We start from the raw sequence: 14,382 nt of genomic DNA, 5'->3' as shown, positions 1-14,382 counted from the left end.
CGCGACCCCGGACATACACTTCGATCGAGTACGTCCTCGGCAATCGCCGGGGCCGATCCGATCGCATCTCGCCTGTTGCCCGAGGGCCGACCGGCCCCTGGAGGTTCGAGCCTTGAGCAGGGACATCAGCCCGATCCTGGCTGGCTGGGACCACGATCCCGACGAGTTCCAGGTCCGGATCGTGGCCGGCCTTGACGGCCGGGACAAGCTCCAGATGCGCCTGGATCTGGGCCTCTTGCAGATGGAGCTCGACGGCCGCCCCGACGGCAGGAGACCCTTCGGCGCCCCCTCGCTGCTCGACCACCACGAGGCCCGGGCCCTCGAGCGCTCTCCCCAGTGCTATGCGCTCGAAACCCGCGACTGCGAGGAGCTGATGCGTGAGGGCATCCAGTTCTATCACCGCTACGTCGCCCTCTTCCACCTGGATCGGTTCGACCTGGTCGCCCGGGATACGGAGCGGAACTTGCGACTCTTCCGATTCGTCCGAGAGCACGCCGTCCGGGAGCGGGACAAGGTGGCCTTCGACCAGTATCGGCCGAACGTCACGATGATGAGGGCCCGGGCCCTGTCGCAGATGGCCGCCGATCGCGGGGACCACCGGGACGCACTCGATCGGATCGACGAGGGAATCGCGGCGATCAAGGCGTACTTCCGGGAATATCATCTCGAGGGGCGGATCGCCGGCTGCCAGGAGCTGATCCTGCTCCGGGAGCTGCGCCGGGAGATTGTCCGAGAGCGCCGGATCGACCCGATCGAGCGGCTCGACGACCAGCTTCGTCACGCCGTCTCCCGCGAGGATTACGAGGAGGCGGCCCGGATCCGGGACCAGATCCGACGGCTCCGCGAGGGGATCTCGGCCACCCGATCGGATCGGAGCACCACCACTTGAAGCCCGGGTCGTGGAGTGTTACAGTTCTCCTGTCCGGTTCGCCGGACCCTCTGCCATGTTCGCGAGGGGTGTCGCATATTGGAGAACCAACGCTAACCCGTAAGGGACCCGAACGATCCCTCGGCTTCGCCTGCGGATCTGAGCGTCCCACCTGAACTGCGGGTTCTCATAACCGCCCCGGACGGCATTGCGGTGGAGGTCATCCATCGAGCCCGATCCTGGCCCCTTCACCCGAAGCGGCGAGGACCGGGCTCTTGATCGTTCCGGGGGCTCGTCTGTGAACGACTCGGCCGAGCGCATTCGAGCAGCCAAACGGAGGCTTCGGCGAGAGGTCGTCGATCGGGTGCTGGGGATGGAGCCGGGCATCCGGGGCGAGGAGGAGCGCGAACTCGACCGGCTCTTCCCGACGCTGCCGGGTCTGGAAGCGGCGCGCACGGTCCTTCTCTACGTCTCGCACCTTCCCGAGGAGTTCGAGACGAGGGGGATGATCGCCTGGGCGCTCGGCCAGGGGAAGGACGTGGCCTGTCCCCGCGTTGACCGTCAGGATCGGAGCTTGCGGCTGTGCCGCGTGACCGACCCCGATCGCGACCTGGTCCCCGGCCCGTTTGGGATTCCGGAGCCCTCGGCCGGGGCGATGGAGCTCGACCCGGTGCGGATCGACTGGGTGCTCGTGCCCGGGATCGCGTTTGACGGCCAGGGGGGCCGGCTGGGCCGGGGGGCGGGCCATTACGACCGGCTGCTCCCTCGGCTGAGGCCGGAGGTTCCCCGACTGGCCCTGGTGCTCGACCCGCAGTGGGTCGACGTGATCCCGACCGCGATGCACGATCAGCCGGTCGATGGGGTCGTGGGCGTTCATCGCCGATGGCTCGGGTCGACCCGAACCGGTGAGCAGGCCGAGTGCCCGCGGTGAGCCCCCCGTCCGCTCATCCGCTCATCGGGACGGGCTGATCTCGACCCGGGGCGGATGGGCATAGCCCTGGAAGAGTACAGGGATCCCGGCGGTGTCGGTATCCCCCTCGTGGAGGACGACGCGGTAGCCGAACCGGATCGAGTCCCCCTCGGGGATGGTGTAGGCCCCCTCGCCGGGGTACTTGAAGTCACTGTAGCCGAAGGGATTGGCGGCGAAGAGGCCGTAGTCTCGGACGTGCCAGGTGGTGGGGAAGCGGAAGCTGTCGGGGTGGTTCAGGATCGCCACGCCGAGGGTTTCATCGCCGACCGGCCCGGTGTAGTCAACCCAGGGCGAAGCCTTGCCCCAGGCGTCCAGGTCGGTGATCCCCTCGGCGTTGATGATCCGTCCGCCGGTCTTGTTGCGGACGTTCATGCTGGAGGCGATCCGGAGCCCGAACATCCCCTCCTTGGTATCACCGAAGGTGACAGGGCCGTTGCTGGCGGTGATGGTCACTTCGAAATCGATCACCCGGGAGCCGTTGGTGTCGTAGGTCCGCCAGGTGCGCTCGTCGGAGCAGAGCGTTTCTCCCGAGGGGGAGAGCCAGCGATCCGTCGTTCGGATCACTCCCACGACGGGGCCATCGGCCACGATCGGCCGAGCCGTCTCCTCGATGACGCCGAACTTCGGGTTGGGGCGGTTCAGGGGGTCGGAGGCCCAGAAATCGTACCCGTTGACGTTTCCATGAGTGAACCAGAACGAGCGCTGGTGGGGATGGTCGCGGTCCTCTCCCTCCACATCGGCCATCGGATAGGCTCGAGTGATCGGAGAGCCGGTCGGGCCGATCACCGGGTAGAAGTAGGGTTTCGGGCCGTCGTCAGCGCGGTAGACGGTGAACAACTCGCCGTCGATCGAAACGCGAAGGTCGCGTCCTTCGGCGGAGATGTCGACCCCTTCGGCCTTTCCCGAGGCGGAGTCGGACGCGGGGGCCATCGTGAACTCGGCCACCTCATCCGCGCCGAGCCCGGGGAGCACGACGGCCAGCCAGGCCGAATCCCCCTCCCGGACGACCTGGGCGGCGATCGTCTCCCCGTCTCCTCCGGAGGGCCGGAGGGTGTACGCCCCCTCCTCGAACGAAGCCCCGTCGAGGGGGACGTACAGTGGAGTCTCGCCGAGGCCGACCCCGTTGCCTCGAATGGTCACCCGGGCGTCTCCCCCGAAGGTGGTCGGCGTCGCGACGAGGACAAGTAGGACGGCGGCCCATGCGGGTCGGATCATGGTGGAACTCCTCGGGGAGGTCGCCGGATGGGGAATCGCCCCGGCCCCGCCCGGTGCGAGTGGCCGAGGGCCCCGTGAGCGGTTATCCTACGGCGACCGCGTCGGGGATCGCCAGGGGGAGGCGGCGAGGGCAGGGATGACTCACGAGCAGTTCTTCGGTCGGATCGAAGCCATCCTCCGGCCGATGGGCTTCCAGGAGGATGACGGCGAGGAGTTCCTGGACCCTCCGCTGGACGTGCTCCGCTATGAGTCCCGAAAAACCCGACTGCACTGGGTGCCCGTTCTCGGCCGGGCCTTAGGGGTGGTTGCCATCGCCCGGCAGCCGGTGGACCTCTCGGGATCACCGCCGGATCAACGCCGCCTGATCGAACGCCTCTCCCGGGCCGTGCACGGCCGATTTCCTCCCTGGCCGAGGGGAGGGTCGGGTCTGGTGATCGGCCTGACGGCCGTGGTGCTGACTCCCGCTCCGATCCGGTTCGACGAGGAAGAGACGCTCGGCTCCGCCCTGGCGGTCGACCGGCGATCCCGGGTGGTGCCGCTCGGCCTCTTGCGGATCAATCTCGGGCAGGAGGCGATGGCGGTGGCCGTCGGCCCGGCTCCTCTCGAGGTTTTCCCGGAGCCGGTCGCCCTGGCCGACGGGCTCGCCGAGCACCTCGGCCGGTTCGTTCCTCCGCTGGAATTGGAGTAGCATCGCGACGGCCACCGCAGGATGGAGCCCGCAGGGCAATCGATTGGCTTCCGAGATCACAGCGCGAAGGTACGACGATCGCTGGGTGCGGACGCGATCGCGATCGGCATGCCGCCCCCATCGCCTCGGGAGCCCGGCGGCGATCGCTCTGCCGATCAGCCGCCGAGGAGCCATCGGGAGATCGGCAGGGCGCGACGATAAGGCGGGTCGTTGCGGTCGGTGAGCAAGGCGGCGGAGACTCGGCGTTCGGTGTCGTACTCCGGAGCCTTGACGATGCGGGGGCAGGAGGGGGCGGGCCGGTCGTCTCGGTCGATGCGGACCTCGCAGGAGCCAGTGCCGTTCCGGGCGATCCGGATCATCCCGGCGGGTCTGCTGTCGCCTCGGAGCCCCAACTCAACTGAGGCGATGTGAGCCATTGGGCCGACCTCGGCCAGCTCGGTTTCGATCGAGACGCGCACCGGGCCGGACTTCGAGTGGAACCGGGCGTCGAGGCGGCCGACGTCGTCCGACAGGGATCGATCTTCGGGTCGCCAGCCGAGCTGTCCTGCGAGCCAGGAGACGAGCCAGACGGCCGTCCTGGGGAGGCGATCGGATCGCTCGGCCAGGACTCGGATGCGGATCGATTCGATCCGATCCAGGTCGGAGGACGCCGGAGGATCGAACAACTCGGCGATGAGGGAACGCCAGGGAGTCAGTCCGAACCAGGAGATGTCGCGGGGGAGGTGCTCTCGGACGCCCTCGACGGCCCGGGACAAGGCGCCGGGGTCGGCCTCGGGATCCGGGAGGTCGAGGATGACCCGCGTCGCTCCTTCCGCCAGCGAGCCGAGCAGGTCGGGGGCGGTCGCGGGATCGTCGCACCACCAGAGGACCGTGTGGAGATCCGATTCCAGGAGCGAGCGGACGGCGCCGGGGATCAGGTCGAGGCCATCGGGACCGACGCGGAGGATGATCTGCTCGCTACAAACCTGAGGCCGGCCCGGGGCCGGCAAGTGGCACTGCGCCGAAACCTCGGCGACGAGCCGGCGACCCCCTTGCGAAGTCGGCCGGACGACAATCAGGCGGGAGGGATAGCGGGTGGTGATCGCGGCGGTTGTCTCGTCCATGCCGGCGCGATCGGCCCCGAGATGAACGAGCACGACGTTGGCCAGCGCCACGCGAGTGACGGCCGGATCGTCCAGCTCCGGGCCGCCGGCCTTTTCGGCCGCCGGCCCCCAGAGCCGGTCGAGCGCGTCCTCGACACCGGCCAGATCGACCGGGACGCCCTGGCCCTCGTAGAACGCATCGGCTTGGCTTGGTGGCATGATCGGTCCCCTCGACCGGGCTTCGGGCCCGGGGTTACTTCCCTTCGCTCGCCCACCGCTTCATCAGCCGGATCGTCTCCTCCAGCTCGGCGGCCCGATCGGGGTCGTTCCGGCGGACGTTCTCCAGGTAGACCGCCATATCACTGTCGTACATCGCCTCCGGCTCCGGCTGCTGGCCGAGGTCGCCGGAGGCCGCCATCCAGCGGTCGAGCTCGTTCCGGAGGCCGAACACGACGTCGAGGTGCTTCGGGTCCCGAGCCAGGTCGTGCAGCTCCCAGGGGTCGGCCTCCAGGTCGTAGAGCTCGAACCGGGGCCGTCGCTCGGCGAACTGGAGCAACTGGGCCTCATTCAGTGCGCCTTCATCGTGGAGGCGACGAAGGGCAATGAGGATCTCCTTGTGGTCCTTGTAGGCGTTTGGCTGGAGGTAGGGCCGCTCCGGATAGAGGTTGCGGATCAGTTTGTAGCGATCGGTGCGGATGCTCCGGATGCCATCGACGGTCTCATCACAGCGGTCTCGGGCCGAGACAACGAACGGGCGAGGCTCGTGGTCCTCGGCGAAGAGCGGGCGGGCCTGCATCCAGTCCGGGACGGGAATCCCCGCGAGGTCCAGCGAAGCGGCGGCCAGGTCGATGTGGGCGACCAGGTCGTGTCGGACCGAGCCGGGCTCGATCCCGGGACCTCGGACCACAACGGGGATCTTGATCCCTTCCTCGTAGAGGAACTGCTTGCCCCGGGCATGGCTGATGCCGTGATCGGTGATGAAGAAAATATAGGTCGATTCGGACAGGCCTTCGGAATCGAGCCGATCGAGGATGCGGCCGACTTCCAGGTCGGTATACCGCACCGTGTCGAGGTAGCGGGCCCAGTCCTCCAGGATCACGGGATCGCGGGGGTAGTAGGGCGGCAGCGTGACCGACTCCGGGTCGGTGAGGCTGCCGAGCACCCGCTCGGCCCGCTCGGCCCAGTTGCCCGCGTGGCGGAGCTTGCCGCCGTGGAGCTGGAGCTGGGCGAAGAAGGGCTGGCCCTCGGCGCGGCCCGACCAGTCGGAGCCGTCATACAGCGAATCATCGTATTCGAAGTTGTAATCCGTCTTCCCGGGCCTGCCATCGATCGTGCCGTTGCTGACATGGTAGCCAGCGGCCCGAAAGAGCTCGGGGACGGGCTCGACCGGGGAGGGCAGGGAGATTGTCAGGGCCCCCCGTCCACTCCGGTGATGGTGCGCGCCGATGGTGGTCTGGTACATGCCGGTGATGAGGGCCGACCGGGATGGCGAACAGACCGGCGCCGTGACGAAGGCGTTCGCGAACCGCACCCCCTCGCTCGCCAGGCGATCGACATTCGGGGTCGCGATCGTCTTCTCTCCGTAGCAGCCGAAGTGGGGAGACATGTCCTCGGCGATGATCCAGACGATGTTCGGCCGGTCGTCGGCCGCCGAGGCTCCGGCAGCGAGGTATGCGATCGGGGCGAGCAGCGCGGCGAGTCGCATGGGAGAGGCTCCGGCGCGGGTCGGGAGGGGCGCTTGAATTGCCGTCGTGGAGGGATCTCCGTGTCGGCACCGGCCCGGGGGGAGGTGCCCGGGAGGGTGTCGGGGGGCGTCAGTCGACCTTGACGGGGGGAGGGGGGCGGTTGGGCAGCCGTTTCGGGTCGGCCTCGATCGCCTTCTGAAGCTCGTCGATGGCGCGTTCGAGTTGCGGGTCTCGGCCGGCGATCACGGCGGCGGGGTCGTTCTCCACCTCGATGTCGGGGGGGACGCCGTAGCCCTCGATGATCCAGGAGCCATCGACGTCGTTCGTGCCGAACTCGGGGACGAACACCCCGCCGCCATCGATCAGCGGTCCGTGATCGGTGATCCCGATCACGCCCCCCCAGGAGCGTTTGCCGATCAACGGGCCAAGCCCGGCGGCCTTGAACCGAGCGGGGAAGATGTCGCCGTCCGAGGCGCTCGTCGCGTTGATCAGGCAGGCCATGTGGCCGTGAAAGACGCCCTCCGGGTAGGTGCCGGGCCGGTCGCTGTTGCGGCTGAACCGGGTGCCGAGCAGCTCTCGGTCGAGCCGCTCGATGAGCATCTGCGACACATTGCCGCCGCCGTTGCTGCGGACGTCGACCACGAGTCCTTGCTTGCGGATCTGGGGGTAGAACGTCTTGATGAACTCGCGAAGCCCCTCGGCCCCCATGTTGGGGATGTGGATGTAGCCCACCGTGCCTCCCGAGGCCTCTTCCACCTTGCGGCGGTTGCCGAGGACCCATGCCAGGTAGATCAGGTCCGTCTCGCTCGACCGGGGGCGGACGGTGACGGTCCGAGCCCCTTCGCGATCGGCCTCGCTGTTGACCTCCAGCGTCACCGGGCCGTCCTTGTCCCGGAGCAGCTCGAAGGGGTTGCGATCGGCGGTCAACTCGACCCCGTCGACCGCCAGGAGGTAATCCCCCTCGTGCACATTGACCCCGACCTCCGTCAACGGAGAACGGTACGTCTCCTCCTCGTTCTGGCCCTCGAAGATCCGGGAGAAGCGGTAGCGTCCGGCGTCCTCATCCCGCTCGAAGCGGCAGCCCAGAAGGGCGACGACGGGACGATCGGGAATCTCGAAGTCGCCGCCGGTGATGTAGGCGTGGCTGACGTTCAGCTCGGCGATCATCTCCCCGATGACGTAATTGAGGTCGGAGCGGTGGCCGACATGATCGAGCAAGGGACGGTAGCGGTCCCGGAGGGCCTCCCAGTCATACCCGTGCATGTTCTCAACATAGAAGTAGTCGCGAAAGCGGCGCCAGACCTCGTCAAAGATCTGGGGCCACTCCTCGGCAGGAACCCGGTCGACTCGGAGGCCGGCTGTCGAGACGGGCTTGGCCGAGTCCTTGCCTTCGGGCTTCGCGTCCCGCAGCGAGAAGGAATCGCCTTCTCGGACGAGGACCTTCTGGCCGTCGATCGAGAGCGCGTAGCCATCGACCCCGGTGGCCAGATCGGTCGCCTCTCGGTCCTCGATCGAGAAGACGACCAGTGCGGTCGGGTCCTCTGGCTCTCTGCCGTAGTAGAAGGCGCTCGATCGAAGATAGAGCAGGTGCCCGTCAACCGCTGTCAGGCCGGAGTAGTTGTCGGCGGGCACGGGGACCCGGGCGACCCGAGAAGCGAGGCCGTCGAAGTCGATCACGATGGGCCTGGTTCCGTCCTCGTCCTCTTTGTGCTCGTCTTCGTCCTCGTCGTCCTGATCCTTGTCGTCCCCCTCGGATGGCTCGTCCTTCGCATCCTCGCTGTCCTCTTCAATCGTGACTTCGTCGATCCGAGGGGGGAACGGATGCTCGACATCTTCCCGGAGGGCGATGGCGAAGAGGCCAACCTCGCGGTTGAGAGCGAAATTCCATTCGATATGGGAGATTTGCGGCGCGTACTCCCGGTCGCTGAGGTAGTAGAGGTAATCTCCGGAGGGGTCCCAGGCGGGGGAGTACTCGTTGAACATCGTGTCGGTGACGCGGTGAGACTCGCCGTCCTCGGCGCTCCAGATGTAGAGCGATCGGAAGTCGTTTGGGTCGCTGAGGGTGTAGGCGAGCCATCGGCCGTCGGGGGACCATGCGTAGTCGAGCGACTGCCCCTCGGCCTCGTCGGCGATCTCGACAACCTCCTTCGTCTCGACGGTGAGCACGAAGATCGTGCCGTTCTTGTCGGCGAAGGCGATGCGCTTCCCGTCGGGGGACCAGACAGGGTTGAGCTTGCGAGCCTTCCCCCCGGTGGTGAGCTGGGTCGGCTCGCCGCGGCCGTCCTGGGGGACGAGATACAGTTCCTCCTCCCCGGAGCGGTCGGAGATGAACAGGACGGTCTTTCCGTCAGGCGACCAGCGGGCGGCGCGGTCGTGGGAGCCGGGGGATCGGGTGAGATTGCGGGTCGGGCCGTGCTCAATCGGGGCGCTGAAGACGTCCCCCCGGGCGACGAACAGGGCGCGCTCACCCTTGGGGCTGAGTTCGAAATCCTCGAGCACGTCGGTGGCGTCAACCCGCTGGGGACGCCGGGAGAGCGCATCGTCGGGGACGGAAATCGAGATGGGCGTCGCCTCCCCGGATTCCAGGTCCAGGATGACCAGCTCTCCGGCCCGCTCGAAGATGATGCGGGCGTCGTCGGCCTTGCTCGGCCAGCGGACGTCCCAGACGTCCTCTCGAGTGAGCTGGGAGATCTCGCCGGTGCCGATGGCGAAGCGATAAAGGTTCAGCGTGCCGGTGCGATCAGAGGAGAAGTAGATGGCGTCTCCGATCCACATCGGGTCGCGCTCCGTGCGATCGGAGGGGGCGACGGGCGTCAGGGCGGCCGAGTCGAGGTCGAAGACGTAGAGGTCCTGGGCCCAGCCGCCCTGGTAGCGCTTCCAGGAGCGGAAGTCGCGGGCCAGGGGGGAGTAGACGACCTTCTCGCCGTCGGGGGAGAGATCGCCGGCGCCGGAGACAGGCATCGGGAGCGGTTCGGGGAGTCCTCCGGAGACGGAGACGGTGAAGAGCCGGGTGTCCGACATCTCCCAGCCGTCCCGCATCGAGCGGAACAGGACCGCCGAGCCGTCGGGGGTCCAGCCATAGACCTGATTGTCAAAGCCCCAGCGGGGGGGGAGGGGCCCTCGGGCCGGGTAGTGGGTGAGCCGCCGGGGGACCCCGCCGGAACTGGGGATGACGTAGACCTGCTCGTCGCCGTCGTACTGGCCGGTGAAGGCGATCTGGGAGCCGTCGGGGGAGAACTTGGCGAAGAGCTCCTGCCCCGGGTGCGCGGTCAGTCTTCGAGCCAGCCCGCCGGAGGAGGACGCCGTCCAGAGGTCGCCCGCGTAGGTGAAGACGACCGTGTCGCCGTGGAGGTCGGGAAAGCGGAGGAGCTTCGTCTGGGCGGTTGCCTGGGCCGGCATGGCCGCCGATGCCGCCAGGGCGAGGAATCCGATCGCCAGGAACCGGGTTCGAGGCATGGGGAGGCTCCGTCTCGGCGGAGGGATCGCGGGGAGTCGGGCGCCCGGGAGTCGGTTTGCGAGTCGATCGCTCCACGGTCGGCCCCGGGATGGATGGGACGATTCTACTGGCCTCGGGCGGCCGAGGTCACGGGGGCGGTCGCGTTCCGGCCTGGAGGGTGGGGGCGGGAGTTCCCCGGGACACCACCGGGAGATAGGATGGATTGGGGGAGCCATCGGCCCCCTCGCGCCCCGGATCACCTCCCCCGGCACGATCGGACTGCCATGCCATTCCTCCGACCCGGACCCCGGCCGCTCTCGGCCGGCTTGGTGGCTCTCGCCCTCGTCCTGTCGGCCCTTGGCGCCGGGCTGACCGCCCAGCCGACCCAGGACGTCTCACTCCCGACGGATCGTGACCTGCTCCGAGATCCCCCCTTCGATCGCCTGACGCTGATCGACGGCACCGTCCTGATTGTCGATCCGGTCAGCCCCCGCCCGTTGCCGGACAAGGAGGAGATCCGAAAGGCCGAGTCCGAGGAGCAGCCTCGCTATGAGCGGGTCGGCGGCCTGCTCGTGAGCAAGGCCCCGGAGCTGAAGCGCGACCCGAGCGAGAACGCGATCGTCATCCGCACTCAGGACGAGGAGCCTCGGGACTACTACGTCAAAATCCTCTCGATCCGGGAGGTCGACTACTTCGAGGACCTTCTCCTTGCGGAGGCCGTTCGCCGCGCCCGTTCCGGAGACTTTGGGCGCGCCTTCGAGCTGGTCCTCGCGGTCCAAACACGCGCCCCGGACTGGCCTGGGCTCCGCGAGACGTCCGACCGGATCACCCTCCTGGAGGGAGAGGATGCCCTGACTCGAGGGCGGGTCGACGACGGGCTGCGGTTGCTGGGGGAGCTCTACCGGCGCTCCCCGGACTTCCCGGGGCTCAAGCCGAGGCTGGCGGAGGCCTATGCCGATCGGATCGGCTTGGCACTGGAGCAAGGGGCCTTCGCCCTCGGACGCCGGGTGCTCTCGGACCTCAAGGCGTTGGCCCCGGAGAGCCCGATCATCTCCCAGATGGAGCGGCGATTCGTCGATCGCGCCCGGCGACTGGCGGAGCAGGCGGATCGCCTGGATGGCCCCGATCGCGTCGAGCGGTTGGCCGAGGCGCTGCGGATCTGGCCCTCGGATGACGAGATCGCCCAGCGCTACCGAGCGGCGTTCTCCGAGGCGCCGGTGCTCGATGTGGCGGTGCTGGACGTGCCCCGACGCCCGGGGCCGTTCGTCGAGTGTCCGGCAGACGACCGGGTGATCCAACTGCTCTACCTGCCGATCCTGGCCGACACGTCGGAGGAAGCCAAGCGGGGAGGACGCGATCGGCAGATCGCCGCCGAGTTGACCAGCGGAGACATCGGCCGTCGCCTGGTGATCGAGGTCAAGCAGGGCCTCTCCTGGAACGACGGCTCGAGGCCGGTCGCGTCCGCCGACGTGGCCCGGGCGCTCTCTGACCGAGCCTTGCCCAGCACGATCGGCTACGATGCGCGCTGGGCGAGCCTGCTGTCTCGCGTCACCTTGCTCGACGAGCGATCCGTCGAGGTCGTGCTGAACCGGGCGCCGCTCGACCCGGCGGCCTGGCTGCTGATCCCCGTCGGGCCGGCCCACGGCGGCCGGGACGGTCTGGTCTGGACCCCCGACGGTCCCCGCCCGATCGGCAGCGGGCCGTATACCCTGGGCCCGCTCTCACCGACGACCGCCCGGCTCGATCGGGCGGACGGTTCCACCGCCGCTACCGTCCCGATCGCCCGGATTCAGGAACGTCGGTACGTCTCCCCGGCCGACCCGGTTTCCGCACTCCGACGAGGGGACGTGACGCTGCTCGAATCGGTGCCCCTCGACCAGCTCGACACCCTCTCCGAGGAGCCAGCGATCCGGATCGGCCGGTACCGGGCTCCCCGGATGCACTGGCTGGCGATTGACGGACGGAACCCACTCTTGCGCAACCGGTCGCTCCGACGAGGGCTGAGTTTCGCTATCGACCGCGAAAAGTTGCTCGAGGAGCGAGTGCTCCGCCGCCCGCTGGAGGCGGCCACCGTCCCCAGCGACGGCCCGTTCCCGGTCGGCAGCTTCGCCGACGCCCCGGACGTCTCCCCGCTGGCGCACGACCCGCTGCTGGCGAAGATGATGGTCCGAGCGGCCAAGCAGGAGCTTGGTGAGGACTCCATCGCCCTGACGCTCGCCTACCCGGCGATCCCGACCGCCCGGGCGGTGATCCCCCGGCTGGTGGAGGCGTTCGAGGACGCGGGCCTGGAGGTCACTCCGATCGAACGGCCCCCCTCGGACCTGGAGTCGGAACTCCGACGCGGGGCTCGCTTCGACCTGGCCTACCGAACCGCCCGCATCGACGACCCCGTCCGGAATGCCGGGCCAGTTCTCTGCCCCGGCTACACGGCCCCCCCGCAGGCCGACGGCCTCGGCGCCCTGGCCAGCCCCCGCATCTTGCAACTGCTGCTCAGGCTCGAACAGGTCCAGGATCTCCCCACCGCTCGGGAGCTGGTCATCACCATCGACCGCGAGACGAGGGACGAACTGCCGATCATCCCGCTCTGGCAGCTCCAGGAGCATTTCGCGTGGCGCACCCGATTGACCGGTCCGGCCGAGGAGGCCGACACCCTGTACGAGGGGATCGAGTCGTGGACCATCGAGCCCTGGTTCGCTCCGGACGCCCCATGATGATGCGCACTCGCCACCGGCTCACGATCGCCGCCCTGACCCTGGTACTGATCCTAAGCTCCCGGACGGTCCCGGCTCAGGACGCGAAGGCGTCCACCTCGTCGATGGAGGAGACGCCCTACGCCATCCGGGCCTGGCTGGCGGTCGATCCTCAGGCTCGAGTCGGTGCGCCAACGGCCCGGGCCCTGGCGGAGGACTGGCTCGTCCTGGTTCGCCGATTCGTCGGAGAGCCCTGGCAAATCGAGTTGGCCGACGACGAGGGGGCGTTGCGGGGCCGGTCGCCGTCGGAGCTGACCGCGGAGATCGTCGCCCCCGGGCTCCAAGGAGCCGACAAAGGTTGGTTCCTCCGGGTCGAGCCGGCCGACTCCGGCGGCGGCTACCTCTTGGTCGGCCGAGAGTTCGACGCGACCACCCGGCAACTCGGGCCCCTGTACCGGCAGCCGGCCCCCTACCCCCGAGACGCGGCCCGTTCCCTCTTCGAGCTCTCCCGTCGCATCTTCGCCCCGGTTGCCGAGATCGAGCGCACCGACGGCGGGGCCGAGCTGCTCGTTCAGGGGGCCTCGCTCCCGGCCGCCGACCCGATCGGGCGGGTCGTCGAACCGGACTCGATCTTCCGGCCCTACTATCTGTTCCTGCGGCCGGACAAGACCGTACAGGAGATCCGATCGATCCCGTTCACCTACCTCCGGGTGGTCGAAATCGACGGCGCCCGGGCCCGCTGCGAACTGGTCAGCGGCCTCCGGCAGCCGCTTCCCCGGCAAGTGGCCGGACGCTACCGGCTGGTCGCCCTGGGATTGAAGCCAGCCGACGTTCCGACACGATTCCGGTTCGTCGCCGGGGACGGGGACCAGGAGCACCCGGCCGCCGGCTACGTCCTGACCGCTCGGGGGGTCGGGAATCCCGTGGCTTCCGAGGTGGGAACGACCGACCGCGAGGGGAGAATCGCCCTGCCGCCACATTACTCCGACTCGCTCGTCATCCTCCGGCTCCTGGCCGGCGGAGTGGAGCCGCTCCGGGAGTTTCCCGTGCTTCCCGGTGAGACGCCCGAGGAACGCGAGGTCCCCGTCGAGCCCCGTCCGGAAGCCGTCGCGCTCGAGTTCCGCCTGAAGGCGCTGCAGGACGAGATCGTTGACCTCGTCGCCCGCCGGGGCGTGCTCGAGGCGAAGCTCGAGGCCCGAGCCAACGGCCAGGCGTGGGACGAGGTCAAGCAACTGCTCGACGAGTACCAGCAGCTGCCTCCCCGTCGCGACTTCGAGGAACGTCTCGACCGCCTCGAAGACGATGCCCAGCGGACCCAGGCCGAACTCGGGGTCCCCATCCTCACCCGGACCGCTCAGGCCGAGCTGGCCGAGACCCGAGCACTCGTGGAACGCTACCTCTCGGACGAGGCCTACACCACCTTCCTCAATATCTATCGCGAGTCCCAGGACCGGGGCAGCGCGGCTCCCACTCCCTCGGCCGTCGTCGCCCCCGCGCCGCCATCCGCCGCCCCGAATCCGATCGCGCCGGCTCAGGCGCGACCCGATTCCGAAGAACCGCCGCAACCGGCCCCCTTGAGGCCCAGGCCGAAGCCGGCCGGAAGTGGCGACCCGGTCCCGTTCTGAGTCCGCCAGAGGGATCCTGGTTGAGGAGGAAAGCCGGGGCGGGGAAGTCCGGCCGAACGATCGACCACTCCGTCCCCGATCGGCGTTCGAGCAGCGCGCCCGACTCCAGTCTCTCACCGCATC

General features: G+C 68.8%; 9 protein-coding genes. 5 read left to right on the top strand and 4 right to left on the bottom strand.

Translation table 11 applies throughout. The features are described 5' to 3' along the window. Positions 1–112: 112 nt before the first annotated feature. Together TsocGM_RS01710 and TsocGM_RS01705 are read left to right on the top strand one after the other, a co-directional pair. Positions 113–889 carry a UvrB/UvrC motif-containing protein gene (locus TsocGM_RS01710; RefSeq protein ID WP_126723588.1) on the top strand — a complete coding sequence of 259 codons (777 nt, stop codon included), beginning with the start codon at positions 113–115 and terminating at the stop codon, positions 887–889. 277 nt (positions 890–1,166) lie between these two features. Continuing rightward, on the top strand, positions 1,167–1,799 hold the full coding sequence (locus tag TsocGM_RS01705; RefSeq protein ID WP_126723587.1) for a 5-formyltetrahydrofolate cyclo-ligase: 633 nt from the start codon (positions 1,167–1,169) through the stop codon (positions 1,797–1,799). A 21-nt stretch (positions 1,800–1,820) separates the two neighbouring features. Here TsocGM_RS01705 and TsocGM_RS01700 read toward each other — a convergent pair whose 3' ends face one another. Then, entirely contained in the window at positions 1,821–3,053 is a 1,233-nt protein-coding gene (locus TsocGM_RS01700; RefSeq protein WP_126723586.1) for a DUF6807 domain-containing protein, read from the bottom strand. A gap of 136 nt (positions 3,054–3,189) precedes the next feature. Between TsocGM_RS01700 and TsocGM_RS01695 the strand changes: the two genes are divergently transcribed. Continuing rightward, the gene (locus TsocGM_RS01695) at positions 3,190–3,741 is read left to right on the top strand and encodes a hypothetical protein (protein WP_126723585.1); all 552 of its coding nucleotides are present in this window, start codon (positions 3,190–3,192) and stop codon (positions 3,739–3,741) included. 155 nt (positions 3,742–3,896) lie between these two features. Here TsocGM_RS01695 and TsocGM_RS01690 read toward each other — a convergent pair whose 3' ends face one another. From TsocGM_RS01690 to TsocGM_RS01680, 3 genes are all read right to left on the bottom strand, one after another. Beyond that, the gene (locus TsocGM_RS01690) at positions 3,897–5,042 is read right to left on the bottom strand and encodes a glucose-6-phosphate dehydrogenase assembly protein OpcA (RefSeq protein WP_126723584.1); all 1,146 of its coding nucleotides are present in this window, start codon (positions 5,040–5,042) and stop codon (positions 3,897–3,899) included. 34 nt (positions 5,043–5,076) lie between these two features. Then, positions 5,077–6,528, bottom strand: a complete 1,452-nt coding sequence (locus tag TsocGM_RS01685) for a sulfatase family protein (RefSeq protein ID WP_126723583.1) — start codon at positions 6,526–6,528, stop codon at positions 5,077–5,079. Positions 6,529–6,637: 109 nt separating this feature from the next. Then, the gene (locus TsocGM_RS01680) at positions 6,638–9,964 is read right to left on the bottom strand and encodes a S41 family peptidase (RefSeq protein WP_233578171.1); all 3,327 of its coding nucleotides are present in this window, start codon (positions 9,962–9,964) and stop codon (positions 6,638–6,640) included. Between the two features lie 264 nt (positions 9,965–10,228). Between TsocGM_RS01680 and TsocGM_RS01675 the strand changes: the two genes are divergently transcribed. Both TsocGM_RS01675 and TsocGM_RS01670 read left to right on the top strand, forming a co-directional pair. After that, the gene (locus TsocGM_RS01675; protein ID WP_126723581.1) at positions 10,229–12,655 is read left to right on the top strand and encodes an ABC transporter substrate-binding protein; all 2,427 of its coding nucleotides are present in this window, start codon (positions 10,229–10,231) and stop codon (positions 12,653–12,655) included. Further along, positions 12,616–14,259 carry a hypothetical protein gene (locus TsocGM_RS01670; protein ID WP_126723580.1) on the top strand — a complete coding sequence of 548 codons (1,644 nt, stop codon included), beginning with the start codon at positions 12,616–12,618 and terminating at the stop codon, positions 14,257–14,259. The genes TsocGM_RS01675 and TsocGM_RS01670 overlap by 40 nt, the downstream gene beginning before the upstream one ends. Positions 14,260–14,382: the final 123 nt, after the last annotated feature.

It is taken from the genome of Tautonia sociabilis (assembly GCF_003977685.1).
GTDB classification, from domain to species: Bacteria; Planctomycetota; Planctomycetia; order Isosphaerales; family Isosphaeraceae; genus Tautonia; species Tautonia sociabilis.
Note: the sequence above shows the minus strand (reverse complement) of the source record. Positions and strands in the feature narration are given on the sequence as shown.

What these genes read in the sequence shown, in the direction of transcription:
- TsocGM_RS01700 (WP_126723586.1), bottom strand. Translation starts at nt 3,053, where the DNA reads ATGATCCGACCCGCATGGGCCGCCGTCCTACTTGTCCTCGTCGCGACG.
- TsocGM_RS01695 (WP_126723585.1), top strand. Translation starts at nt 3,190, where the DNA reads ATGACTCACGAGCAGTTCTTCGGTCGGATCGAAGCCATCCTCCGGCCG.
- TsocGM_RS01690 (WP_126723584.1), bottom strand. Translation starts at nt 5,042, where the DNA reads ATGCCACCAAGCCAAGCCGATGCGTTCTACGAGGGCCAGGGCGTCCCG.
- TsocGM_RS01685 (WP_126723583.1), bottom strand. Translation starts at nt 6,528, where the DNA reads ATGCGACTCGCCGCGCTGCTCGCCCCGATCGCATACCTCGCTGCCGGA.
- TsocGM_RS01680 (WP_233578171.1), bottom strand. Translation starts at nt 9,964, where the DNA reads ATGCCTCGAACCCGGTTCCTGGCGATCGGATTCCTCGCCCTGGCGGCA.
- TsocGM_RS01675 (WP_126723581.1), top strand. Translation starts at nt 10,229, where the DNA reads ATGCCATTCCTCCGACCCGGACCCCGGCCGCTCTCGGCCGGCTTGGTG.